Origin of the sequence: Streptomyces sp. NPDC093586, from assembly GCF_044764905.1 — a bacterium.
Taxonomy (GTDB): Bacteria; Actinomycetota; Actinomycetes; order Streptomycetales; family Streptomycetaceae; genus Streptomyces.
Genome location: NZ_JBIWJA010000043.1, coordinates 1 through 22,343 on the forward strand (window position 1 = coordinate 1; position 22,343 = coordinate 22,343).

Annotated in this window: 23 protein-coding genes; 14 read left to right on the top strand and 9 right to left on the bottom strand. The window is 74.0% G+C overall.

Annotation, left to right across the window (positions count from 1 at the left end; translation table 11 throughout):
• Positions 1–139: 139 nt before the first annotated feature.
• The 3 genes from ACIRFH_RS31000 to ACIRFH_RS31010 form a co-directional block, all read right to left on the bottom strand.
• A complete protein-coding gene (locus ACIRFH_RS31000; protein WP_403528027.1) occupies positions 140–553 on the bottom strand; it encodes a DUF3151 domain-containing protein in 414 nt (137 codons plus the stop codon).
• Positions 554–637: 84 nt separating this feature from the next.
• Positions 638–1,717, bottom strand: a complete 1,080-nt coding sequence (locus tag ACIRFH_RS31005; RefSeq protein ID WP_403528030.1) for a hypothetical protein — start codon at positions 1,715–1,717, stop codon at positions 638–640.
• Positions 1,718–1,730: 13 nt separating this feature from the next.
• Positions 1,731–2,750 carry a hypothetical protein gene (locus ACIRFH_RS31010; RefSeq protein WP_403528033.1) on the bottom strand — a complete coding sequence of 340 codons (1,020 nt, stop codon included), beginning with the start codon at positions 2,748–2,750 and terminating at the stop codon, positions 1,731–1,733.
• A 251-nt stretch (positions 2,751–3,001) separates the two neighbouring features.
• Here ACIRFH_RS31010 and ACIRFH_RS31015 point away from each other — a divergent pair, with 251 nt between their 5' ends.
• The 10 genes from ACIRFH_RS31015 to ACIRFH_RS31060 all read left to right on the top strand — a co-directional run bounded on the left by ACIRFH_RS31015 (position 3,002) and on the right by ACIRFH_RS31060 (position 14,103).
• Positions 3,002–3,859 (top strand): tryptophan 2,3-dioxygenase family protein, encoded by an 858-nt coding sequence (locus tag ACIRFH_RS31015; RefSeq protein WP_403528035.1) that lies wholly within the window; start codon positions 3,002–3,004, stop codon positions 3,857–3,859.
• Positions 3,852–5,111 carry a kynureninase gene (gene kynU / locus ACIRFH_RS31020; RefSeq protein WP_403528038.1) on the top strand — a complete coding sequence of 420 codons (1,260 nt, stop codon included), beginning with the start codon at positions 3,852–3,854 and terminating at the stop codon, positions 5,109–5,111. Before ACIRFH_RS31015 ends, kynU begins: the two co-directional genes overlap by 8 nt.
• Positions 5,112–5,285: 174 nt before the next feature.
• Entirely contained in the window at positions 5,286–6,182 is an 897-nt protein-coding gene (locus tag ACIRFH_RS31025; RefSeq protein ID WP_403528041.1) for an alpha/beta hydrolase, read from the top strand.
• 333 nt (positions 6,183–6,515) lie between these two features.
• Complete coding sequence (locus ACIRFH_RS31030; protein ID WP_403528044.1) at positions 6,516–7,505, top strand: alpha/beta hydrolase; 990 nt, start codon at positions 6,516–6,518, stop codon at positions 7,503–7,505.
• A complete protein-coding gene (locus ACIRFH_RS31035) occupies positions 7,498–8,712 on the top strand; it encodes an acyltransferase (RefSeq protein WP_403528047.1) in 1,215 nt (404 codons plus the stop codon). The genes ACIRFH_RS31030 and ACIRFH_RS31035 overlap by 8 nt, the downstream gene beginning before the upstream one ends.
• Positions 8,705–10,063 carry a sensor histidine kinase gene (locus ACIRFH_RS31040; protein ID WP_403528050.1) on the top strand — a complete coding sequence of 453 codons (1,359 nt, stop codon included), beginning with the start codon at positions 8,705–8,707 and terminating at the stop codon, positions 10,061–10,063. Before ACIRFH_RS31035 ends, ACIRFH_RS31040 begins: the two co-directional genes overlap by 8 nt.
• Complete coding sequence (locus ACIRFH_RS31045; protein WP_403528053.1) at positions 10,060–10,746, top strand: response regulator; 687 nt, start codon at positions 10,060–10,062, stop codon at positions 10,744–10,746. Before ACIRFH_RS31040 ends, ACIRFH_RS31045 begins: the two co-directional genes overlap by 4 nt.
• Before the next feature lie 53 nt (positions 10,747–10,799).
• Positions 10,800–12,182, top strand: coding sequence for a sensor histidine kinase (locus ACIRFH_RS31050; RefSeq protein ID WP_403528056.1), 1,383 nt, complete (start codon positions 10,800–10,802; stop codon positions 12,180–12,182).
• The gene (locus ACIRFH_RS31055; RefSeq protein WP_403528059.1) at positions 12,179–12,853 is read left to right on the top strand and encodes a response regulator; all 675 of its coding nucleotides are present in this window, start codon (positions 12,179–12,181) and stop codon (positions 12,851–12,853) included. The genes ACIRFH_RS31050 and ACIRFH_RS31055 overlap by 4 nt, the downstream gene beginning before the upstream one ends.
• A 47-nt stretch (positions 12,854–12,900) precedes the next feature.
• Entirely contained in the window at positions 12,901–14,103 is a 1,203-nt protein-coding gene (locus ACIRFH_RS31060; protein WP_403528063.1) for a cytochrome P450, read from the top strand.
• Here ACIRFH_RS31060 and ACIRFH_RS31065 read toward each other — a convergent pair.
• Genes ACIRFH_RS31065 through ACIRFH_RS31075 form a run of 3 tightly spaced genes read right to left on the bottom strand, consistent with a single transcriptional unit; the run spans position 14,087 to position 16,888 of the window.
• Positions 14,087–14,311 carry a hypothetical protein gene (locus ACIRFH_RS31065; RefSeq protein ID WP_403528066.1) on the bottom strand — a complete coding sequence of 75 codons (225 nt, stop codon included), beginning with the start codon at positions 14,309–14,311 and terminating at the stop codon, positions 14,087–14,089. The two genes, ACIRFH_RS31060 and ACIRFH_RS31065, sit on opposite strands and share 17 nt — an antisense overlap.
• 52 nt (positions 14,312–14,363) lie before the next feature.
• The gene (locus ACIRFH_RS31070; RefSeq protein ID WP_403528069.1) at positions 14,364–15,983 is read right to left on the bottom strand and encodes an ABC transporter permease; all 1,620 of its coding nucleotides are present in this window, start codon (positions 15,981–15,983) and stop codon (positions 14,364–14,366) included.
• Positions 15,980–16,888 carry an ATP-binding cassette domain-containing protein gene (locus ACIRFH_RS31075; protein WP_403528072.1) on the bottom strand — a complete coding sequence of 303 codons (909 nt, stop codon included), beginning with the start codon at positions 16,886–16,888 and terminating at the stop codon, positions 15,980–15,982. The genes ACIRFH_RS31070 and ACIRFH_RS31075 overlap by 4 nt, the downstream gene beginning before the upstream one ends.
• A gap of 74 nt (positions 16,889–16,962) precedes the next feature.
• Here ACIRFH_RS31075 and ACIRFH_RS31080 point away from each other — a divergent pair, with 74 nt between their 5' ends.
• On the top strand, positions 16,963–17,472 hold the full coding sequence (locus ACIRFH_RS31080; RefSeq protein ID WP_403528075.1) for a GbsR/MarR family transcriptional regulator: 510 nt from the start codon (positions 16,963–16,965) through the stop codon (positions 17,470–17,472).
• 256 nt (positions 17,473–17,728) lie between these two features.
• Here the strand turns inward: ACIRFH_RS31080 and ACIRFH_RS31085 are convergent, their stop codons facing one another.
• Positions 17,729–18,613 carry a diacylglycerol kinase family protein gene (locus ACIRFH_RS31085; protein WP_403528078.1) on the bottom strand — a complete coding sequence of 295 codons (885 nt, stop codon included), beginning with the start codon at positions 18,611–18,613 and terminating at the stop codon, positions 17,729–17,731.
• A 184-nt stretch (positions 18,614–18,797) separates the two neighbouring features.
• On the opposite strand from ACIRFH_RS31085, the gene ACIRFH_RS31090 reads away from it, so the two are divergent.
• The 3 genes from ACIRFH_RS31090 (at position 18,798) to ACIRFH_RS31100 (ending at position 20,741) form a co-directional block, all read left to right on the top strand.
• Complete coding sequence (locus ACIRFH_RS31090; protein ID WP_403528081.1) at positions 18,798–20,081, top strand: adenylosuccinate synthase; 1,284 nt, start codon at positions 18,798–18,800, stop codon at positions 20,079–20,081.
• A 77-nt stretch (positions 20,082–20,158) separates the two neighbouring features.
• Positions 20,159–20,359, top strand: coding sequence for a hypothetical protein (locus tag ACIRFH_RS31095; protein WP_403528083.1), 201 nt, complete (start codon positions 20,159–20,161; stop codon positions 20,357–20,359).
• 91 nt (positions 20,360–20,450) lie between these two features.
• Entirely contained in the window at positions 20,451–20,741 is a 291-nt protein-coding gene (locus ACIRFH_RS31100; RefSeq protein WP_403528086.1) for a hypothetical protein, read from the top strand.
• A 30-nt stretch (positions 20,742–20,771) separates the two neighbouring features.
• On the opposite strand, the gene ACIRFH_RS31105 is transcribed toward ACIRFH_RS31100, so the two are convergent.
• Together ACIRFH_RS31105 and ACIRFH_RS31110 are read right to left on the bottom strand one after the other, a co-directional pair.
• Positions 20,772–21,422, bottom strand: a complete 651-nt coding sequence (locus tag ACIRFH_RS31105) for a hypothetical protein (protein ID WP_403528089.1) — start codon at positions 21,420–21,422, stop codon at positions 20,772–20,774.
• Positions 21,423–21,488: 66 nt separating this feature from the next.
• Positions 21,489–22,247, bottom strand: a complete 759-nt coding sequence (locus ACIRFH_RS31110) for a GntR family transcriptional regulator (RefSeq protein WP_403528092.1) — start codon at positions 22,245–22,247, stop codon at positions 21,489–21,491.
• Positions 22,248–22,343: the final 96 nt, after the last annotated feature.

Here is a 22,343-nt window from a genome sequence, read left to right on the forward strand (position 1 = left end):
CGCGGGGCGGGGCGGCGGGCGCGGGGGGGGCGGGGCCCCCGGGGGGCCCCGCGGCAAATACAAACACGCCCCCCCCCCCCCCCCCCCGGCCCCCCCCCCGGGGGGGGGGGCGGCCCCCCCCCCCACGCTCGGGAAAGCGTCAGGACAGGGTCTGCGCCGCCGTCGGCGAGCTGTCCTTCAGGAACTGCGAGCAGCGCTCGTACTCCTCGGTCTCCCCGATCGCCTGCGCCGCGCGGGCGAGGGCGTGCAGGGAGCGCAGGAAGCCGCGGTTCGGCTCGTGCTCCCACGGCACCGGGCCGTGGCCGCGCCAGCCGCTGCGGCGCAGGGCGTCCAGGCCGCGGTGGTAGCCGGTGCGCGCGTACGCGTACGACTCGACCGTCCGGCCGGCCCGGAAGGCGTCGTCCGCGAGCTGCGCCCAGGCCAGGGACGACGCGGGGAACCGGGCGGCGACCTCCGACGGGTCGGTGCCGCTCGCGAGGAGGTCACGCGGTCCGGGGTCCTCGGGCAGGTGGGTCGGCTCCGGTCCGCCGAGCAGGTTCTCGTGAATTGCCATGGGTGCCAGTCTGCCATCCGGCGCCGGGTGCGGGACGGGCCCGGGACGCGTCGCGCACCCGGGCCCGTCCCGTATCGGTGCAGGTCAGCGCACCTGGACGGATGACACCAGTGTGTTGAGGTCCGGCCAGAGCTTCTTGTTCGTCTCCGGCAGCACGACCCACAGCACCGACGGGCGGACCCGCCCGGTGTCGACCACGAGGACCGCGTTCAGGTCCATCGTGGACGGCACCCCGCGCTGGTGGAAGTGGATCTCGCTGACCAGCAGCCAGGCGTCGTGTCCGTCGACCTTCAGCGGCTGCGAGGCGACGTCGACCAGGACCGCCTCGTCCCGGGGGTACTCGTAGCGCCGCCGCTCGTCCATCACCGCGTCCGCCACGCCACGCAGTTCCCCGGTGCCGCCGGCCGCGGCCATGATGTCCTCGTCGACCTGCGTGGACTTGACGAGGGCGCGCTGGCGCCCCTCCTGCTTGCGGGTGAAGCCGTCGAAGACCGGGTCCAGCGGCTTGCTCCGGTCCCATGTGCCGCCCAGCTCCGCGTACTCCAGGGAGGAGTCCGTGACGGTGCCGACGACCGGCGAGCCCTCGCCCGGGTAGTCCGGCATCTCGACGGTCCCGGTGATCCTCCGCTCCTTGGGCAGCGGGGAGGCGCCGGGGGTGAGGGAGGGCACGGGGATGCCCCGCTGCGGGGCGTCCGCGGTGCTGCCCGCGCAGACGGCGGACGAGGAGTCCGATGTGCTGTGCGCCTGCTGGACCACCTTGCCGTCGACCAGCACGGTGCAGGTGAGGGTGCCCCCCTTCTGGTCCTCGCGGCTCTGGACGTCCAGATAGAAGTCGGCGTCCGCCGCCAGCGTGACGGTCTTGCGGTACGGCAGGAGGACGACCCGGTGGGGCACGTGGCCGTTCGCCTCCCCGACGGTGAGGTCCACCGAGGGATGGTCGCCGGTCGCGATGTAGGTGACCTCGACCCGCCGGGGGCCCTTGTCCGCGGATGCCCCGTCGTCGTCCGGGCCGACGGCCCGGGCCAGGCCCACCGCGCCGAGCAGGACCACCTCGAGCAGGATCACCAGGAAGCCGACCAGGAGGAACCCGTCCGGAACCCGGTCGAAGGTCTTCCTGCCGCGGCCGGAGTGGTTCTCGCGTCTCGGCTGGGATGTCTGCGTCATGTCGTCCTCCCCCTCACGCCCGGCCGCTGTCGCCGGCCGGGCGGCCGGCCGGCTCGTCGACGGACCGCGTGGCCAGCAGCCCCGCCTCCCGCGCCTCGTCCAGCATCCGGTGCAGGTCATGGAGCCGGGACCGGTCGGTGAGCCCCTCGATCTCGGCGACGGCCAGCTCGTCCCGCACCGTGTTCGCCACCAGCTCGTGCATGTCCTCGCCGAGTCGCTCCAGATCCCGTACGGCCTCCCACTCGCGGTAGGCCGCGTCCGCCGCGCGGGTGATCTCGGCGTACCGCTCCAGCGCCTCCACCCGCTCCTCCAGCGCGCTCGACGACAGCCGCAGCGCCCGCCGCTGCGTGCGCAGCACCTCCTCCACCCGCGCGCCGGAGGCGTCCCCGGCGGCGGCGCGCACCTTGCGTGCCAACCGGGTCAGCTCGGCCAGGCGCTGGGCGATCTCGTACTGCTGGGCCGGCAGCGTCACGTCGTTGGCGATGTCGTCCAGCAGCCCGGCCCGGTCGACCTGCGACGCGAGAACCGTCGTCACGGCGGCCTGGGCGCGCTCCATCCGGCGCAGCGGCGAGTGGCCCAGCAGATCGCGCAGGGAGTCGTCGCCGAAGTCCTCGGCCAGGTAGTAGCGGCCGTGGCGCAGCCGGGCCACCCGCTGCCGCTCGTCGGTCCCGCAGCCGAGGACGACGATCAGCAGCCAGACGAGCAGGTGCACGCCCACGAGGGTCAGGATGAACGCCTCGACCCCGAACTGGACCCCGACCCAGACCATCGCCGCCTGCGCCGCGAGCCCGACGGCCAGGCCGGCCCACACGCCGATCAGCGCCCACAGGATCGTCACGGGCAGCAGCGCGCACACCGCGGAGACCCACAGGGACCCCCAGATGTCCGCCTTGGTCCGGCCGCCCAGCCCCGGCTCCTCGGGCAGCGGCAGCGTGGCCGGGAAGAGTCCGTCGGCGGACGTCTCCAGCAGCGCGCGCTCCGCGTCCTCCAGGGCCGGATCCACCACCGGCCGCAGCGCAACCTCTTGCGCCATACAGCAACACCCCCCACAGGTTGGGGGAGATCGTGACACACGCCGCGGGGGCCGCCCCACGCCGCCCCTGGTCCGCCGCCGCCGCCGCCGTCCGGCCCCGTGCCCCTCCCGCCCGACCTTGCCCTCCTCCGGTTCACCGCGCATCATTCGAGGTGGGTCCGGTCGGTGCCGGGCCCGAGGGGACCGGGGCCCTGTTGCCGGAGAGGAAGGGGCGGACCGCTACCCGGCAGCACGTAGACACGGAGACAGCGATGTCCTCTGATCCCACGCCCGCGCACGCGCCCTCGCAGGACAGCGAGCCGGACACGCCGAACCTCGACTTCGCGGGCACGACCCCCTACGAGGACTACGTCAAGGCCGACGTCCTCACCCATCTGCAGCACACCCTCTCCGACGATCCCGGAGAGATGGTCTTCCTGGTCACCACCCAGGTGATGGAGCTGTGGTTCACCGTCGTCGTCCACGAGTGGGAGACGGCGGCGAAGGCGCTGCGGGGCGACGACGTCCCGACCGCGATCGCCGCGCTGAAGCGGTCCGTGCGGGAGCTGGAGGCGCTGAACGCCTCCTGGAAGCCGCTCGGCCAGCTCACCCCGCAGCAGTTCAACTCCTACCGGTCCGCCCTCGGCGAGGGCTCCGGCTTCCAGTCGGCGATGTACCGGCGGCTGGAGTTCCTGCTCGGCGAGAAGTCCGCGTCCATGCTGGTCCCGCACCGCGGCGCCCCGCGCGTGCACGCCGAGCTGGAGAAGGCGCTGCACGAGCCCAGCCTCTACGACGAGGTGCTGCGGCTGCTCGCACGGCGCGGGCACCCCGTGCCGGAGGAGGTGCTGCGCCGGGACGTGTCGCGGCGCTACGAGCCGTCGCCGCAGGTGGAGCAGGTCTGGACGGGCGTCTACGCCGGGGACCAGGACGACGAGCTGGCCCGTCTCGGCGAGGCGCTGACGAACGTCGCCGAGCTGGTGTGGCGCTGGCGCAACGACCACCTGGTCGCCACCCGCCGCGCGATGGGCGCCAAGGCCGGCACGGGCGGGTCCGCCGGGGTGGCCTGGCTGGAGAAGCGGGCCCGCGGCAACGTGTTCCCCGAGCTGTGGACGGCGCGGTCGTATGTCTGAGCCGAGCATCAGGGCCGAGCTGGGCACGCGGGCCGAGAAGCTGGACGGTGCCGACGAACTGGCCGCCAAGCGCGCCGAGTTCGTGCTCGACACGGTGTCCGATCATGCGGCTGACGCCGCGGGGGTGTACCTGGACGGCAACTCGCTGGGCGCCCTGCCCGCCGCCGTCCCCGGCCGGGTCGAGGACGTCGTGCGCCGCCAGTGGGGCGAGCTGCGCATCCGGTCCTGGACGGAGGGCGGCTGGTGGACCGCGCCCGAGCGGATCGGCGACCGGATCGCACCGCTGGTGGGCGCGGCGGCCGGGCAGATCGTGGTCGGCGACTCGACGAGCGTCAACGTGTTCAAGGCGGTCGTGGGCGCGGTGCGTCTCGCGCGGCACGGCGACGCGGCGCGTGACGAGATCGTGGTCGACGCGACCACCTTCCCCACCGACGGGTACATCGCCGAGTCCGCCGCCCGCATGACCGGCTGCACCCTGCGCCCCGTCACCCCGGCCGAGGCGCCGGGCGTGCTCGGGAAGCGCACCGCGGCGGTGCTGCTCAACCACGTCGACTACCGCACCGGCCGGCTGCACGACCTGCCGGCGCTCACGGCAGCCGCGCACGAGGCGGGCGCGTACGTCGTGTGGGACCTGTGCCACAGCGCGGGCGCGCTGTCGGTGGGCCTGGACGCGCACGGCGTGGACCTCGCGGTCGGTTGCACCTACAAGTACCTGAACGGCGGGCCGGGTTCACCGGCGTACCTGTACGTGCGGCGGGACCTGCAGGACCGCTTCGACTCACCGCTGCCCGGCTGGAACTCCCACGCGGAGCCCTTCGGGATGCGCCCGGACTTCGCCCCGGCGCCGGGCGCGCCGCGCGGCCGGGTCGGCACGCCCGACATCCTGTCGATGCTCGCCCTGGAGGCGGCGCTGGAGGTCTGGGACGGGGTCTCGATCGAGGCGGTGCGGGCGAAGTCCCTGGCCCTGACGGACTTCTTCCTCCAGTGCGTGACGGCGTACGTCCCCGAGGGCCGCGTCGAGTGCGTGACACCCCGGCCGCACGACGAGCGGGGCAGCCAGATCGCCCTGCGCTGCGCGGACGCGGGCGAGGTCATGCCCCGGTTGATCGAGCGGGGCGTGGTCGGCGACTTCCGCCACCCCGACGTGCTGCGCTTCGGCTTCACCCCGCTGTACGTCGGTTTCGCGGACGTGGAGCGGGCGGCACGGGTGCTCGCCGAGGTCCTGGCGGAGGGCCCGGCGCCGACGGCCTGAGGAACGGACCGCCGGTGAGGGCGGCGCCGGGACGGCCCGACCGGGCCGGGCGCCGCCCTCACCCAGCGTGACATCCCCGTGTCCGCGCACGTCACCGGCCTGATACCGTCCCGCCGACGGCCGGTTCCCTTCCTCCGGTCCGCCAACACCGTGTCGCCGCTGAGAGGTTGGAGCATGCCGGACGCCGCCGCAGAACCGGGCACCGCTGCCGCGCGGAACGCCGCCGAGGAGGCCGCGGCCCTCTCCCGTCCGCCGGTCGCTCCCGACAGCACCGCCGCCTACGGCGACCACCCCGACCAGGTGATCGACTTCTACGTCCCGCGCGGCACGGGCGGCGGCCCCGGTGTGCCCGCGCCCGTCGTGGCGGTCCTGCACGGAGGCGCGTGGCGGGCCCCGTACGACCGGCGTCACGTCAGCCCGTTCGCGGGTTTCCTGGCCCGCCGGGGCTTCGCCGTGGCCAGCGTGGAGTACCGGCGCGGTGCGCGGGACGGGGGCGGGGGCGACCCGGTCGCGGGACGCTGGCCCGACACCTTCGACGACGTGGCCGCCGCGCTGGACGCGCTGCCCGGCCTGGCGGGGCGGCATCTGCCGGGGGCGGACGCGCGCCGGACGGTGCTCACCGGCCACTCGGCGGGGGGCCACCTCGCCCTGTGGGCGGCCGCCCGGCACGTCCTGCCCGCCGACGCGCCGTGGCGCCTGGACCGTCCGCCGTCCCTGCGCGGGGTGGTCGCGCTCGCGCCGATCGCCGATTTCGAGGCGGCGGGGAAGCTGGACGTGTGCGGGGGAGCGGCGCGCCAACTCCTGGGCGGCGAGGAGCACTACGCCGAGCGCCGGCCGTACGCCGACCCGGCCCTGCTGCTGCCCACCGGCATCGCGACGACGCTCGTCCAGGGGCGTGCCGACGTGGACGTCCCGCAGGCGGTCGCCGAGGCGTACGCCGACGCGGCGGCGCGGGCCGGCGAGGTGGTGGGCGTGACGCTGCTGGAGGACGTCGGCCACTTCCCGCTGATCGACCCGGCGGCGGACGCGTGCGCGGTGGTGGCGGAGGAGATCGCCCAGCTGGCGTGGTGAGGGGGCGGGGGTTCTTTCGGGGGCTGGTGGCGGGGGCGGGTGGATGCCGCTGGTTGCCGGTGGTGGGTGACTGGCCGCTGGTTGACCGGGCGTTGGCCGTTGGTCGTCGGTGGCTGGCTTCCGGTCCCCGGTCCCCGGTTCCCGGTCTCCGGTTCCCGGTCCCCGGTCCCCGGTCCCCGGTCTTCGGTCTTCGGCGGGGCGTGATGTCACACCCGTAGTACCTGAGAGCTACCTCGCAGGTGAGCTCTCCGGCGGGACGCCGGTTACCCGCTCCGTTCCATAACTTCCCTTCCAGACAGGCCCGATGAGCGGGCGGTCGGGAGGGGAGCGGCCATGAGGCCCGGTACGGCGGTACGTTGGCGGCGGCGCGTCGGCAGATGGCGCAGGGCCGCACTGGCCACCCTCGTCGTCGGCGCCGTGGCGTACCCGCTGTCCGGCGCGGCGCGGCCCGAGATCCCCGCCCCGCCTCCCGTCGCGCTCGCCGCTCCGACGGCGGACACGCTGACGGACGTGTACGCCGCCAACCGGGCCAACGCGGCCGAGGCGGCGCGGATGGCCGAGGCGTACGGCGACCGTCACCGCGCGGCGGCGGACCGCGGGCTGGCCGGCCCGTCCCGGCAGCTGCTCACCTTCGACGGGCGGGGCGAGGGCCTGGTCACGGAGGTCCTCGGCGACCTGGCCCACGCCGACCGCGTCGCCGTCCTGGTCCCCGGCTCGGACACGGGCCTGGACACCTACGGCCGCTTCCGCGCCGCCGCCCTCGCCCTGCACCGGCAGCTCGTCGCGGAGGCGCCCGGGGGCGTCCGTACGGCGGTCGTGGCCTGGCTGGGCTACGAGACGCCGGGCACCGTCAGCACCGCGGTGGCCACGACCGGCCGCGCCGACGAGGCCGCCCCGAGGCTGCGCGGCCTGGTGGACGCCCTGCGCGGTGTCACCGGCCCCGGCGCCGAGGTGGCCCTCCTGTGCCACTCCTACGGCTCGGTCGTCTGCGCCCGGGCCGCGGACGACCTGGACGTCGCCGACATCGCCCTGGTCGGCAGTCCCGGCACCGGCGCCGACTCCGTGGCGGGCCTGCGCACGGGTGCCCGGGTCTGGGCGGCGCGGGGCGCCGACGACTGGGTGGAGAACGTCCCCCACCTCAGCGCCGACCTGTTCGGCACGACCGTCGGCTTCGGCACCGACCCGGTCTCCCCGGCCTTCGGCGCCCGGGTCTTCGACGCCGGCGACGGCGGCCACAGCGACTACTTCGACCCCGGCTCCCTCTCCCTGACGAACCTGGCCCGGATCGCCCTGGGCGAGACCACGGAGGTGACCCATGACTGACGTGAGGCCACCGGCCGGGCGCGGTGCCCGGCACGCCCTGCGGCACACCGCCGCCCGGATCGACGCGGCGACACCCGCGTCCAGGGACCGCGCGGTCGACGGCCTGCGCGCCCTCGCCGTCCTCGGGGTGGTCCTCGGCCACTGGCTGGTGACGGCCCTGGTCGCCGACGGCGGCGGTCTGCACACGGCGAGCCCCCTGCAGCACATGCCCCGGCTGGCCCCGGTGTCCTGGGCCTTCCAGACCCTCGCGGTGTTCTTCCTGGTCGGCGGGCACGTGGCCACCCGGGGCTGGGCCGCGGCCCGCGACCGGGGCATGCCGTACCGGCGGTGGCTGGCCGCCCGGCTGGGCCGGCTGTTCCGGCCGGTCGTGGCCGTCCTCGCCCTGTGGACGGTGACGGCGGTCCTGCTGCTCCTGACCGGCGCCGACTACGGGACCGTCCGCACGCTGGTCAAACTGGCCCTGTCCCCGCTGTGGTTCCTCCTGGTCTTCGCCGCGCTGACCGCGGCGACGCCCCTGCTGGCCCGGCTGCACCCGCTGTGGCCGCTGGCCGTCGTCCTCCACGTCGACCTGCTGCGCTTCGGGCTCGGCGGGCCCGCGTGGCTGGGCTGGGTCAATCTCGCCGCGGGCTGGACGGTGCCCTACACCCTCGGCGCCGCCTGGACCCGCGGCGAACTGGAGCACCGCAGGGCGGGGTGGATCCTGCTCGCCGGCGGAACGGCGGCGACCGCGGCGCTCGTCGCCCGGGCCGGCTACCCGGCGTCGATGGTCGGCGTCCCGGGTGCCGCCGTGTCGAACCTCAACCCGCCGACGCTGGCCGCGGTGACCTTCGGCCTGGCGCAGTGCGGCATCGCCCTGCTGCTGCGCGAGCGGCTGCGCAGGACCCTGCGGCGGCCGGTGGCCTGGGCGGCGGTGGCGCTGGTCAACCTCTTCGCGATGACGGTCTTCCTGTGGCACCAGACGGCCATGATGGCGACCACCGCCACCGGTCTCCTCGCGGGCCGGCTGCCCGGGCTGCACACGCTCCCCGACGGGATGGACTGGGTCGCGGTCCGGCTGGTCTGGCTGCCGGTGTTCGCGCTGGCCCTGGGGGTCTGCTGGGCGGCGTTCCACACCTTCGAACGCGGCGGCGGCCGGCGCCGCTCACGGGTCGTCCGGACGGGCCTTCCGCGGGACCGGGCGACGACGAAGGTCGTCCACCATGTCTAGGCTGGGCGGCGTGACGTCAGGGGGGAGCATGCGCACGAGCGGGGGCTCTGTCATGCGTCGGCTGGGGGTGCTGCGCGACGACCTGTGGACCGCGCGGGTTGATCCGCTGCCGCCCTCGGTGTGGCTGCGCTGGTTCCCCCACGGGATCGTCTGGCTGGCCGCCTTCGGGGTACTGCTCGGCGACGCGGCCCAACTCGGCGACAACGGCGGACTCAACGAAGGGCTCGCCTTCCTGATCGCCCTCGGCCAGAGCGGCGCGATGGTCCTTGCCCTGTGGCGGCCGATCCCGGCGTGGTGGTTGTCGATGGCGGCCATGGTGGTGGGGGCCTTCGCGGTGCGGGCCGTGATGGTCGCGAGCGGTGAGAAGTTCACCTGGCCCTGGCCGGCCGCCGGGATCATCGGGCACGTGTTCGTCATGCTGCTGCTCGCCCTGCGGGTCCGCACGCGGGTGGCCATGGAGACGCTGGCCCTGAGCGCGCTGGCCACCTACGTCGTGCAAGGCGCGGTGGGGGCGGTGAACTACCAGCCCACCGGCCAGCTCGCCGTCATCCTGTTCACGGTCGTCGTCGTGCTCGGCATCGCCCTGCGCGGCCGCCGCGAGGCCCGCACGCAACTCGCGGAGCAGACCTCGCTCACCGCCGAGGAACGCGCCCGGCGCACCCTGCTGGAGGAGCGCAGCCGCATCGCACGCGAGCTGCACGACGTGGTCGCCCACCACATGTCGGTCATCTCCATCCAGGCCCAGGTGGCCCCCCATCTCGTCGAGGACCCGCCGGACGAGCTGAAGGAGAACCTCGCGGGCATCCGGCAGAACGCGCTGGAGGCGCTGACCGAACTGCGCCGGGTGCTGGGCGTGCTGCGGTCCGAGCACCCCGACGCGGCCGGGACGCCCGACCGGAGCGGTACCGCCCCGCACGCCCCGCAGCCCACGCTCGACCGGCTCGACGCGCTGGTGGAGAACACCCGGGCCGCCGGACTGGCCGTGACCGTCGAACACAGCGGCCGGCGCCGGCCGCTGCCGCCCGGCGTGGAGCTGTCGGCGTACCGGATCGTGCAGGAGGCGCTCAGCAACGTCCTGCGGCACGCCCCCGGCGCGAGCGCCCGGGTCCACCTCACGCATCTCCCGATCGGCTTGCGCGTCGACGTCTTCAACACCCGGCCCACGCGGGCCCCGGCACCGTCGCAGGGGGCGGGACACGGGCTGCTCGGCATGCGGGAGCGGGTCGCGATGCTCGACGGCACCCTGAAGGCCGAGCGGCTGCCGGACGGCGGCTACCAGGTGGCCGCGTTCCTGCCGACCGACGGCCCCGGCCACTCCACCCACGACTTCACCGAGGACGACACCCCATGACGACCGGCAGCGACGGCCGTGTGATCCGCGTACTGATCGCCGACGACCAGCAGATGGTCCGGCAGGGCTTCACCGTGCTGCTCAACACCCAGCCCGACATCGAGGTGGTCGGGCAGGCGGTCGACGGCCTGGACGCCGTGGCCAAGGTCGCCGAACTCGCGCCGGACGTCGTCCTGATGGACATCCGCATGCCCGAGCTGGGCGGCATCGAGGCCACCCGCCGCATCACCGGGGCGACCCCGCAGATCAGGGTGCTCGTGCTGACCACCTTCGACCTGGACGAGTATGTGTACGAGGCGCTGCGGGCCGGCGCGTCCGGGTTCCTGCTGAAGGACGCCTCCGCCGACCAGCTCGCCGAGGCGGTCCGGGTGGTGGCGGACGGGGACGCGCTGCTCGCGCCGGGCATCACCCGGCGGCTGCTCACCGAGTTCTCCCGGCTGAGCGACCGGCCCCGTGCCCCGCTGAAGGAACGGATCGGCGGCCTGACCGAGCGGGAGACGGAGGTGCTCGCCCTGATCGCGCAGGGCCTGTCGAACGCGGAGATCGCCCAGCGGCTGGTCGTCGCCGAGCAGACGGTGAAGACCCACGTGGGCCGGATCCTGGTGAAGCTGGGGCTGAGGGACCGCACGCAGGCGGCGGTGTTCGCGTACGAGTCGGGGGTGGTGCGGCCCTCCGGGTACTGAGCGAGGCGGGACCCGTAGTACTTGAGACGGATGCCGCAGGACCCCTCTCACAGGTGACGTCCGCGGCCCCGGCTGCGCCTACCGTTGCCAGCGTGACCGAGACGACCCAGACACGGACCGCCCCCTCGGGGGGTGGCGTCGCGCGCAGCCCCGAGTACCGGCTGGCCATGGACGCCCTGAGCGGACTGCGCCAGGACCTGTTCCACGACGCCTTCGCCTACCGCCCGCTGCCGCCGATGGCGACGGACGGCCCGCTGACCCGTCGGCTCTCCGGCAGGCTGCGGTCGTCCGCGGCCCACCTGCCGCACATGGTGGTGGCGGCCGTCGCCCTGATCGCGATGGCCGGGGGTTCCGGCGCCGGCGGCGGCGCGGACGGGCCGGTGACGCTGCTGATCGGGCTGATGTGCGCGGTGCCGGTGCTGGCCACGCTGATCCGGCCGGTCGGCGCCTTCTGGATGTCGATGGCGGCGACGCCGCTGATCGCGGTACTGGACGGCAGCCTGGCCGAATGGCCCTGGCAGCCCGGCGTCTTCATCTGCCATCTGACGGTGCTGGTGGTCGTGGCCATACGCACCCGTCCCCGCACGGCCGCCTGGATGTGGGTGCTCACCGCCGCCTACGCCCTGTTCGTGGAGACCGTGATCGGCGACGGCGAGTACAACACCTCCGCGCCCATGCTGCTCCTCTCCGCCCTGGCCCTGCTCATGGTCGCCGTCCGGCACGTCCGCCGCGAGGCCCGGCAGGAGGTGACCGCCCAGCGGACGGTCACCGCGCACGAGCGGTCCCGGCGCACCCTGCTGGAGGAGCGCACCACGATCGCCCGGGAGCTGCACGACGTGGTCGCCCACCACATGTCGGTGGTCGCCATCCAGGCCGAGGCCGCGCCCTACCGGGTGGAGAACCCGCCCGAGGAGCTGGAGCGGGCCTTCGCCACCATCCGGGAGAACGCGGTGGCCGCGCTGACCGAGCTGCGCCGGGTCCTCGGTGTCGTCCGCGCCGAGGACTACGAGGCGCCGGACGCCCCGCAGCCCACGCTCGCCGACCTGGACGCGCTGCTCGCCAATGTGCGCGACGCGGGTCTCGCCGTGGACAAGGTGGTGACCGGCGCGGTGCGTGAACTGCCGCCCGGCGTGGAGCTGTCGGCGTACCGGATCGTGCAGGAGGCGCTCAGCAACACCCTGCGGCACGCGCCCGGCGCGACCGCCCGCGTCGAGGTCTCCTACGTCCTGGGCGGCCTGGGCCTCAGAATCGTCAACGGCCCGGTGCCCCAGCCGTCGTTGGCGAAGCCCTCGCCCGGTGCCGGGCACGGCATCACGGGCATGCGGGAGCGGGTGTCGATGCTGAACGGCGAGATGACGGCCGGCCAGACCGGCGACGGGGGTTACGAAGTGGCGGTGTTCCTGCCGGTCACCGCCGTGGACGAAGGGGACGCATGACCGGCCGCACGATCCGGGTCCTGATCGCCGACGACCAGATGATGGTGCGCGAGGGCTTCTCGGTTTTGCTGAACGCGATGCCGGACATCGAGGTCGCCGGCGAGGCGGTCAACGGCCGGGACGCGGTCGACAAGGTCCGCGAACTCGCCCCGGACGTCGTCCTGATGGACATCCGCATGCCCGAGCTGAACGGCATCGAGGCGACCCGGCGGATCATCGCCGCCGACGGCGCGGCGAAGGTGCTCGTGCTGACCACCTTCGACCTGGACGAGTACGTGTACCAGGCGTTGCGCGCGGGTGCCTCCGGCTTCCTCCTCAAGGACGCCTCCGCCCGGCAACTGGCCGACGGCGTGCGGGTGGTGGCGGCCGGCGAGGCACTCCTCGCCCCCTCGGTCACCAAGCGGCTGATCACCGAGTTCTCCAAACTGTCCGACAGCCCCCGCCCCATGCTGTCCGCGCACGCGGCGTACGGCGACCTGACCGAACGGGAGACGGAGGTGCTGGTGCTGATCGCGCAGGGCCTGTCGAACGCGGAGATCGCCGAGAACCTGGTGGTCGCCGAGTCGACGATCAAGACCCACGTCAGCCGGGTCCTGGTGAAACTGGGCCTCAGGGACCGCACCCAGGCCGCGGTCTTCGCCTACGAGGCCCGCCTGGTCACACCGGGCTGAGCGGCGGGCCCTGGTCAGCGGCGGTGCGGCCGCGCTAGCGTCCGGCCATGGCAGCCTTCGACCCGTGGGACCCGGCGTTCGTCGCCGACCCCTACCCCGCCTTCGCCGAGCTGCGGGCCCGGGGACGCGTGCACCACTACGAGCCCACCGACCAGTGGCTGGTCCCGCACCACGCGGACGTCTCGGCGCTGCTGCGGGACCGCCGCCTGGGCCGCACCTACCGGCACCGCTTCACCCACGAGGACTTCGGCCGCACCCCGCCTCCGCCGGAACACGAGCCCTTCCACACGCTCAACGACCACGGCATGCTCGACCTGGAGCCGCCGGACCACACCCGCATCCGGCGCCTGGTGTCGAAGGCGTTCACCCCGCGCACGGTGGAGCGGCTGCGGCCCTACGTGCACGGACTGGCGGACGACCTGGTGTCCCGGCTGGTGGCGGCGGGCGGCGGCGACCTGCTGACGGAGGTGGCGGAACCGCTGCCGGTCGCCGTGATCGCCGAGATGCTGGGCATCCCGGAGTCCGACCGCGCGCCCCTGCGCCCCTGGTCGGCGGACATCTGCGGGATGTACGAGCTGAACCCGTCCGAGGAGACGGCGGCGAGGGCGGTCCGCGCGTCGCTCGACTTCTCCGGCTACCTGCGCGGACTGATCGCCGAGCGCCGCAAGGAACCGGGCGACGACCTGATCTCCGGTCTGATCGCGGCGCACGACGAGGACGACCGCCTCACCGAGCAGGAGATGATCTCGACCTGCGTCCTGCTCCTGAACGCGGGCCACGAGGCCACGGTCAACGCGACGGTCAACGGCTGGCTGGCCCTGTTCCGCAACCCGGACCAGCTGGCGGCCCTGCGCGCCGACCACGCCCTGGTCCCCACCGCCGTGGAGGAGCTGCTGCGCTACGACACCCCGCTCCAGCTCTTCGAACGCTGGGTGCTGGACGACATCGAGATCGACGGGACGACGATCCCGCGCGGCGCGGAGATCGCGATGCTGTTCGGCTCCGCCAACCGCGACCCGGCCGTCTTCACCGCCCCGGACCGCCTCGACCTCACCCGCCGCGACAACCCCCACATCTCCTTCAGCGCGGGCCTCCACTACTGCATCGGCGCACCGCTGGCCCGCATCGAACTGGCGGCCTCGATGAACGCCCTGCTGGAGCAGGCCCCGACCCTCGCGCTCGCGGCGGAACCGGAACGCAGGCCGAACTTCGTCATCCGGGGGCTAAAGGGGCTCAGCGTCGTGCTCTGACGCTCCGGGCCAGCACCCAGAGCCCGAGGCCGGCGGCGGTGCCGCCGAGCACCGCCAGCGGCAGTTCGGCGTAGAGCACCCGCCAGTCGGGTGACTGCTCGAAGCGCCAGAACCGGCTCCGGAAGCCGGCGGACCAGACCGCCAGCCCGGCGCCTGCGCCGAGAACCGCCGTCAGACAGCCCCCGGCGGCCTCCGTCCGTTGTCCCATACGGGGCAGGACGTGTCCGGGCTCCCGCCCGGTTCCGCCCGGGCGGGAGCGGTCACGCCGTCAGGTCGCGCCGCCGCAGCCCCGCCAGCCCGGCGCCGGTCAGCACGGCCGCGATCCCGGTCAGTGCCAGCAGCGGCGGCCAGGTCAGGTCGCCCCCCGGCACCTTCGGCAGATGCCCGAACGGTGACACGTCGAGGACCCCCTGCGGCACGTCCAGTGCCGGCCCGACCCACCCGAGCAGCAGCACCGCCCCGGCGACCCCCCACGCCGCCACCGCCCCCCGCGGCAGCACCCCGTGCAGGAGCACCGCCGCCCCGCCGATCACCCACACCGCGGGCACCTGCACGAGACACGCGCCCAGGACCGCCCCGGTGTCCTTGCCGTACCCGGCGGCGAAACCGAGTCCCGCGAGCAGCATGATGAGGACCGATCCGCCGAAGGCGATCACCAGGTGCCCGCAGGCCCACCGCAGCCGTCCCACGGCCCCCGCGAGCACCGGTTCCGCCCTCCCGGACGTCTCCTCGCCGCTGAGCCGCAGCACCGACGCCACCACGTACAGCGCGGCGATCAGCCCGAGCATCCCGACCATCGCCGACACGAACGCGTCCGTCAGCCCCGCCTGCCCGCCCATCCGCTCGATGATCCGCCGGGCCTGCTCGTTGTCCCCGACCAGGTCGGCCGCCCCCTCGGTCATCGAGCCGTAGACGGCCCCGGCGAGGAGGAAGCCGACGCTCCAGCCGAGCACGCCGCCCCGCTGCAGCCGCCAGGCCAGCGCACCGGCCGTGCCCAGCCGGCCGTACGCCGGGCCCGGCCGGGCCGGCAGGAAGCTCATGCCGAGGTCCCGGCGCCCGGCCAGCCCGTAGGCGACCACGCCCTGCGCCACCGCCGCGCCGACGATCAGCGACAGCACCCACCACCGCTCGGCGGCGAAGGCCCGCAGGTTCTCCAGCCAGCCCAGCGGCGACAGCCACGTCAGCACCGACGAGCCGTCGCTCCTCGCCGAGTCGCCCGCCGCGCGCAGCACGAAGGCGCCGCCCAGCACGGCCGCCGTCAGCCCCCGGGCGAGCCGCGCGCTCTCCGTCAGCTGCGCGACGACCGCCGCCGTCGCCGCGAAGACCATCCCGACGCCCGCGACACCGAGCCCGAGGGCCACCGCACCGGACGTCCCCCGCCCGGCCAGCCCGGCGACCACCAGGGCCGCCAGGACACCGTTGGCGACCGCCGCCGCCAGCAGGGCCGCGGTCAGCGGAGCACGGCGGCCGACCGTCCCGGACGCGACCAGCTCCTGACGGCCGCTCTCCTCCTCGTCGCGGGTGTGCCGTACGACGACCAGCAGGCTCGTCACGGCCGCGAGGGTGGCGGCGTAGACGCCGACGCGCCAGGCCGTGAGCGCGCCGAGCGAGTCGTCGAAGACGGGGCCGACCATGGCGCGCAGGGAGGAGTTGGCCTCCATCTGCCGCATCAGACCGGCGCGTTCGGCCGCGGTGCCGTACAGGCCCTTGAGGGTGCCCGGCATGGAGAGCACCATCAGCGCGTTCACGGCGACCCAGACGGGGATCAGCAGCCGGTCGCGGCGCAGGGCGAGGCGCAGCAGCGTGCCGGTGCCGGCCAGGGGGCGCGAGCCGCCGGACCGGACCGCGAAGGCCCTCGTGGCGGGGGCGGCGGCGGTCATCGCGACGCCACCTCCTCGGCGCCCTCGGTCCGGTAGTGCCGCAGGAACAGTTCCTCCAGCGTCGGCGGTGTCGACGTCAGCGACCGCACGCCGGACTCGGTCAGGGACCTGAGCACCGCGTCGAGCTTGTCGGTGTCGACCTGGAGCCGCACCCGGCGGCCCCGGACGTCGAGGTCGTGCACGCCCGGCAGGCGGGCCAGCCCGTTCGGGGCGCCGGCGAGTTCGGCGGTCACGCTGGTCCGGGTCAGGTGGCGCAGGTCGGCGAGGGATCCGCTCTCCACCGTGCGCCCCTTGCGGACGATGCTGACCCGGTCGCACAGCTCCTCGACCTCGCCGAGGATGTGGGAGGAGAGCAGGACCGTGCGGCCGCGCTCGCGTTCCTCGGCCACGCACCGCCGGAAGACCTCCTCCATCAGCGGGTCGAGACCGCTGGTCGGCTCGTCGAGGATCAGCAGGTCCGCGTCCGAGGCGAAGGCGGCGACCAGGGCGACCTTCTGCCGGTTGCCCTTGGAGTACGTCCGGCCCTTCCTGGTCGGGTCGAGTGCGAACCGCTCGACCAGTTCCGCCCGGCGCCGGGCGTCCAGGCCGCCGCGCAGCCGCCCGTAGAGGTCGATGACCTCGCCGCCGGAGAGGTTGCGCCACAGCGTCACGTCGCCGGGCACGTAGGCGATCCGGCGGTGCGCCTCCACGGCGTCGGCCCACGGATCGCGGCCGAGCACCCGGGCGGTGCCCGAGTCGGCGCGCAGCAGGCCGAGCAGGACGCGGATGGCGGTGGACTTGCCGGCGCCGTTCGGGCCGAGGAAGCCGTGGACCTCGCCGGTCTCGACGTCCAGGTCGAGGCCGTCCAGGGCGTGCGTCCGGCCGAACGACTTGTGGAGTCCGGCGACGCTGATTGCCTTCGTCATGGTTCGGAACGTACGCTTCTTTCAGAAATTTGTGAAGTTAAGAAACCGTCAAGGTGGTGAGAGATGATCGGAGGATGACGGAAGAAGCGGATGCGAGAGGACCGGGGCGCGACCCCGAGGCGGTGTCGAGGTTCGTGGAGGGCTTCGCCGCGCAGCTCGTCGAGGCCGGGATGCAGCGCATGCCGGCCCGGGTGTTCGCCGCGCTGCTCGCCTCCGACTCGGGCTCCCTGACCTCCGCCGAACTCGGCGAACGGCTCCGGGTCAGCCCGGCCGCCGTCTCCGGGGCCGTCCGGTACCTCGCCCAGCAGCACATGGTGTCGCGGGAGCGGGAGCCCGGCTCCCGGCGGGAGCGGTACCGGGTGCACAGCAACCAGTGGTACGAGGCGCTGACCAGCCGCGAGGCGGTCCTCAAACGGTGGGAGGGCGCCCTGCGCGAGGGCGTCACCAGCCTCGGCGCCGACACCCCGGCGGGCCGCCGCATGGCCGAGACGCTCGCCTTCTTCGAGTTCGTCGACGGCGAGATCGCGGCCATGATGGAGCGCTGGCGCGAGCACCGCGAGAAGGTCTTCGGCGGCACCCTCTAGTGCCGCGGCAGGCGACGTTCGCCCGGTGAGGAGCGGTGTCCGGCGCGTGCTCCGGGGATCCCCCCGGCCGGAGGCTGGGGGGAGTGCCGGCCGGAAGCCCTCGTACCGGACGTACGCGGGCGTTCGTCCGGTACGGCGAGTGGGGGCACCCCCTCCGGGGGAGCGTGCCGGGCGTCGCGACGGGGCGAACGCCGCCTGCCGCGGCACTGGTCCGGCGACGCCCCCTGGCGGGACGCCGGCCCGGTACCGGGTGGCCTCACTCCGGCAGCGTCAGCCCCCACGCCCCCTCCCGGGCCACCCACGTCCGCGTGAGCACCGGCCCCGACACCACCGCGTCGGCCCGGTACCGGTAGTGCGCCCCCGACACGGTCACCGTCCGGCCCGTCGCCGTCAGTGGCATCGCCTGCGCGCCCACCGACACCGGCCGCACCTCCACCTCGGCCAGCCCCCGGGAGCCCGGCAGGACCGACACCGCGTCGACCGGCCGGTCCAGGTCCACCAGGGTGACCCCGTCGACCTCCACCCGCAGCCGGGCCGGACCGGACGCGCCGGGGCCCGCGGTGATCCGGGCCGGCCGCGCGGGGGCCAGCGTCCGGACCAGGGACTGGCAGGTCCGCAGCCAGGGCCGGCCCGCCGGGTGCGCCCCGGCCTCGGTGTCAGCGTCCGCGTCCTCGCGGACCGCGACCGGCGGGATGCCCACCTCGCCCAGCACCACCCCGTCGCTGTCGTCGACGAGCAGGTCCAGCCGCCGTACCGCCCCGTCCAGCACCGCCCGCGCCGCCGCCACCGCGCCCGTCGGCACACCGAGCGACCGGGCGAGGCCGAGCACCGGCCCCACCGGCACCACCGACAGCGCGCACCCCGCCAGCTCCCGCTGCCGGTGCAGCAGCGTGACGGCCCGCAGCAGCGCACGGTCGTCGCCGATCACGACGGGGCGCCGCGACCCCCGGCGCCGCAGCGCCCGCGCGAACTCCTCGGGGTCCGCCGGCAGGCACACCTTCGTGTGCGCGGCACCCGCGCGGAGCACGTCCCTCGCGATGCGGACGGACTCGCCGTCCGTCCGACGGGCGACCGGGTCGACGACCACCAGGAGCTGATCGGGCGTCGCGGACGATCTCGCGGAAGTCGCCACCTCGGCCATGCCTCGCTTCCTCGGGTAGCATCTTTGTGCAAGAGCCCCTTGCGCTATTGCGCCAGGGGCTTCGTCTATTCCGGGGCATCCGGTCCGACGGTTGGCGGCCAACGACGGTCGCGGTGCACGCGGCGGAGACCTCCGCGTACGCCCTCGACCTTGGACATGCCCCACCCGGAAGGGGTGTACGCGCGTGCCCGCACTTGTGCTGCTCGGTGCTCAGTGGGGTGACGAAGGCAAGGGAAAGGCGACGGACCTGCTCGGTGGTTCCGTCGACTATGTGGTGCGCTACCAGGGCGGCAACAACGCCGGCCACACGGTAGTCGTGGGCGACCAGAAGTACGCCCTCCACCTGCTCCCTTCCGGGATCCTGTCCCCCGGCTGCACGCCGGTCATCGGTAACGGCGTCGTCGTCGACCCGTCGGTCCTGTTCTCCGAGCTGAGCGGGCTGAACGAGCGAGGCGTCGACACGTCCAAGCTCCTGATCAGCGGTAACGCGCACATCATCACGCCGTACAACGTGACCGTCGACAAGGTGACGGAACGCTTCCTCGGCAAGCGCAAGATCGGCACCACCGGCCGCGGCATCGGCCCGACCTACGCCGACAAGATCAACCGCGTCGGCATCCGCGTCCAGGACCTGTACGACGAGTCGATCCTCACCCAGAAGGTCGAGGCGGCGCTCGACGTCAAGAACCAGATGCTCACCAAGCTCTACAACCGGCGCGCGATCGCCGTCGACCAGGTGGTCGGGGAGCTGCTGGGCTACGCCGAGAAGCTCCGTCCGTACGTCGCCGACACGGTCCTGGTCCTCAACCAGGCCCTGGAGCAGGACAAGGTGGTCCTCTTCGAGGGCGGCCAGGGCACGCTCCTCGACATCGACCACGGCACGTACCCCTTCGTCACCTCGTCGAACCCGACCGCGGGCGGCGCCTGCACCGGCGCCGGCGTGGGCCCGACGAAGATCAGCCGCGTCATCGGCATCCTCAAGGCGTACACGACCCGTGTCGGCGCCGGACCGTTCCCGACCGAGCTGTTCGACGAGGACGGCGAGGCCCTGCGCCGCATCGGCGGCGAGCGGGGCGTGACGACCGGCCGGGACCGCCGCTGCGGCTGGTTCGACGCGGTCATCGCCCGCTACGCCACCCGCGTGAACGGCCTGACCGACTTCTTCCTCACCAAGCTCGACGTCCTCACCGGCTGGGAGCAGATCCCGGTCTGCGTGGCGTACGAGATCGACGGCAGGCGCGTCGAGGAGCTGCCGTACTCGCAGTCCGACTTCCACCACGCGAAGCCGGTCTACGAGATGCTGCCGGGCTGGAACGAGGACATCAGCAAGGCGAAGACCTTCGCCGAGCTGCCGAAGAACGCGCAGGCGTACGTCAAGGCGCTCGAGGAGATGTCCGGCGCCCCGATCTCCGCGATCGGCGTGGGCCCGGGCCGGGACGAGACGATCGAGATCAACTCGTTCCTGTAGGCCCACCGGGCCTTCCCGGCCGCCGTTCGGTCCTCCCGGCCGGGCGGCGGCCGACGGCGCGGTGTGGGATCGGGGACATGACCGACCGTGACCGTGCCGCTGTCTGCCAGGGCCCGTACGGCGTCGAGGGCGACCCCGGGGACTGCGGCGACCCGGCCCGTTTCGAGGTCGTCCGGTACCGCCGGGCGCCGCTGACGGTGTGCCCCGTGCACCTGGGGCCGGCGCTGCTGCTGGCCGAAGGGGTGCTCTGGCCCCCGGAGATCCACCTGATCCGCTGACCCGGCCCCGTTCCGTCAGAAGGGGCATACGCCCTGTACCGGGCATAGCCTGAGGCTGTACACGGCGCGTCGGCAGGAGAAGGTGAGTGCGATGCGCGTGCTGCTCAAGGCGACTCTGGACACGGAGAAGACCAACGACCTCATCCGCAGCGGCAGGATGCCGGACGTGATGAGGGAGGCGCTCGACAGGACCAAGCCGGAAGCCGCCTACTTCGGCCTCCTCGGCGGCCGGCGGACGGCCCTGCTGTTCTTCGACATGCAGGACAGCGCCCAACTGCCGCCGCTCGGCGAACCGTTCCTCGTCGAGATGAACGCCCGGGTCGAGGTCTGCCCGGTCATGAACCCCGACGACCTGACGAAGGGCCTCTCCGAGCTCGGCTGACCTGACCTGACCGGTGCCGATCCGGCGCCGTCAGCTGAAGACGATCATCGACCCCTGGGCCAGGCTCCGCGTGGCCGCCGCGTGCAGCCCCAGCCACACGTGGCGCTCCCGGGCGAAGGGGCTGGGATCGTACGGCCCCGGCACGGCCGGCTCCTCCAGCTCCGTCGGGGCGAGCGGCGGCTGCGGCGGCGAGGGCGGGTTGGCCGGGTCGACACCGAGGGCCGGGGCGACGGCCTCCAGTTCCCGCAGGAGGGTGTGCGAGGAGCCCAAGGGGCCGCCGTTCTCCAGGAGTTCGTCGCTGGACAGCGGGCGCGGGAAGTCGACCGGGACGTAGGCGCCCGCGTGGTCGTAGTGCCAGACCAGGTGCGACTGCTGGGCCGTCGCCTCGAACATCTCCAGCAACTGCTCGTAGTCGCCGCCGAGTTCGTCCACCGGTGTCACCGGCAGCCCGCACACCTGGAGCAGGTAGGCCCGGCGCAGGAAATGCAGCGCGTCGTAGTCGAAACCGGCGACCGGGGCGACCTCGCCCGACAGGCCCGGCATGTACGGGTACACCGGCACCGGCGGCAGCCCGGCCTCGGCGAGCACCTTGTCGTATTGCGCGAGTTCCTCGGCGAACGGGTTGTCCGGCGTGTGGCACAGGATGTCGACGAGCGGTACCAGCCACAGGTCACAGGCCAAAAGAGGACTCCTCACACAGCACGGTGGTCAAGGAAGGGTAGTCGGTGCGCGGTGCGTGCAGGTCCCTTACCCATCTGGGGCCGGGCCACGACACGTCGGGCGTTGGTCATCCCCGGCCTCGTCCCCGCTTCCGTCCCCGGTGATCCGCTCGATGAGGGTGAGGGAGTGGGCGTTGTAGGCGTCGACGAGCGCGTGGGCGGCCCGGACGTCGCGGCGGGCGAGGGCGTCGACCAGTTCGGTGTGCCCGGACCACAGGGCGCCGCGCAGATCGCCGATCCGCCGCAGGTGCTGCACCGTGCACACCCAGCTCTGCACGCGCAGCCGGTGCAGGAAGTCGGAGAGGTGGGGGTTGCCGAACAGGGCGGCCAGCTCCCGCCAGAAGCGCAGGTCGTAGCCGATGAGGACGGTGAGGTCACCGGCCACGGCGGCGCGCTGGGCCTCCTCGCCGCGTCTGCGCACCCCCGACAGGGCGGCGACGAGCCGCTGGCCGTCGGGGAGCCGCAGGCCCCGGTGGTCGCCGGCGAGGGCGGTGAACATCCCGTCGGTGACGAGGCCGCGGGCCTCGACCATGCCGCGGAAGTCGTCGACGGAGTACTCGTGCACCCGGAAGCCGCGGTGGTGGTCGGTGTCGAGGAGCCCCTGCGCGGACAGGTCGACCAGGGCCTCGCGCACGGGCGTCGCGGAGACCCCGTACTGTTCGGCGATCTCCTTGACGGTGAACTCCTGTCCGGGCCGGAGCCGTCCGGCCAGCACCTCGTCGCGGAGCGCGTCGGCGATCTGGCGCCGCAGGGTGCTGCGCGTCACGGCGCCGCTGGAGCCGGGCATGGTCGGGCGTTCTCCTCGTCGGGTGCGGGCGGCGTGCCCGTACACCTGGCCGGTGTGTACGGGCACGTCACCTTACGCGCCCGGGGCGCCCACGGG

What these genes read in the sequence shown, in the direction of transcription:
- ACIRFH_RS31000 (WP_403528027.1), bottom strand. Translation starts at nt 553, where the DNA reads ATGGCAATTCACGAGAACCTGCTCGGCGGACCGGAGCCGACCCACCTG.
- ACIRFH_RS31005 (WP_403528030.1), bottom strand. Translation starts at nt 1,717, where the DNA reads ATGACGCAGACATCCCAGCCGAGACGCGAGAACCACTCCGGCCGCGGC.
- ACIRFH_RS31010 (WP_403528033.1), bottom strand. Translation starts at nt 2,750, where the DNA reads ATGGCGCAAGAGGTTGCGCTGCGGCCGGTGGTGGATCCGGCCCTGGAG.
- ACIRFH_RS31015 (WP_403528035.1), top strand. Translation starts at nt 3,002, where the DNA reads ATGTCCTCTGATCCCACGCCCGCGCACGCGCCCTCGCAGGACAGCGAG.
- kynU (WP_403528038.1), top strand. Translation starts at nt 3,852, where the DNA reads ATGTCTGAGCCGAGCATCAGGGCCGAGCTGGGCACGCGGGCCGAGAAG.
- ACIRFH_RS31025 (WP_403528041.1), top strand. Translation starts at nt 5,286, where the DNA reads ATGCCGGACGCCGCCGCAGAACCGGGCACCGCTGCCGCGCGGAACGCC.
- ACIRFH_RS31030 (WP_403528044.1), top strand. Translation starts at nt 6,516, where the DNA reads ATGAGGCCCGGTACGGCGGTACGTTGGCGGCGGCGCGTCGGCAGATGG.
- ACIRFH_RS31035 (WP_403528047.1), top strand. Translation starts at nt 7,498, where the DNA reads ATGACTGACGTGAGGCCACCGGCCGGGCGCGGTGCCCGGCACGCCCTG.
- ACIRFH_RS31040 (WP_403528050.1), top strand. Translation starts at nt 8,705, where the DNA reads ATGTCTAGGCTGGGCGGCGTGACGTCAGGGGGGAGCATGCGCACGAGC.
- ACIRFH_RS31045 (WP_403528053.1), top strand. Translation starts at nt 10,060, where the DNA reads ATGACGACCGGCAGCGACGGCCGTGTGATCCGCGTACTGATCGCCGAC.
- ACIRFH_RS31055 (WP_403528059.1), top strand. Translation starts at nt 12,179, where the DNA reads ATGACCGGCCGCACGATCCGGGTCCTGATCGCCGACGACCAGATGATG.
- ACIRFH_RS31060 (WP_403528063.1), top strand. Translation starts at nt 12,901, where the DNA reads ATGGCAGCCTTCGACCCGTGGGACCCGGCGTTCGTCGCCGACCCCTAC.
- ACIRFH_RS31065 (WP_403528066.1), bottom strand. Translation starts at nt 14,311, where the DNA reads ATGGGACAACGGACGGAGGCCGCCGGGGGCTGTCTGACGGCGGTTCTC.
- ACIRFH_RS31070 (WP_403528069.1), bottom strand. Translation starts at nt 15,983, where the DNA reads ATGACCGCCGCCGCCCCCGCCACGAGGGCCTTCGCGGTCCGGTCCGGC.
- ACIRFH_RS31075 (WP_403528072.1), bottom strand. Translation starts at nt 16,888, where the DNA reads ATGACGAAGGCAATCAGCGTCGCCGGACTCCACAAGTCGTTCGGCCGG.
- ACIRFH_RS31080 (WP_403528075.1), top strand. Translation starts at nt 16,963, where the DNA reads ATGACGGAAGAAGCGGATGCGAGAGGACCGGGGCGCGACCCCGAGGCG.
- ACIRFH_RS31085 (WP_403528078.1), bottom strand. Translation starts at nt 18,613, where the DNA reads ATGGCCGAGGTGGCGACTTCCGCGAGATCGTCCGCGACGCCCGATCAG.
- ACIRFH_RS31095 (WP_403528083.1), top strand. Translation starts at nt 20,159, where the DNA reads ATGACCGACCGTGACCGTGCCGCTGTCTGCCAGGGCCCGTACGGCGTC.
- ACIRFH_RS31100 (WP_403528086.1), top strand. Translation starts at nt 20,451, where the DNA reads ATGCGCGTGCTGCTCAAGGCGACTCTGGACACGGAGAAGACCAACGAC.
- ACIRFH_RS31110 (WP_403528092.1), bottom strand. Translation starts at nt 22,247, where the DNA reads ATGCCCGGCTCCAGCGGCGCCGTGACGCGCAGCACCCTGCGGCGCCAG.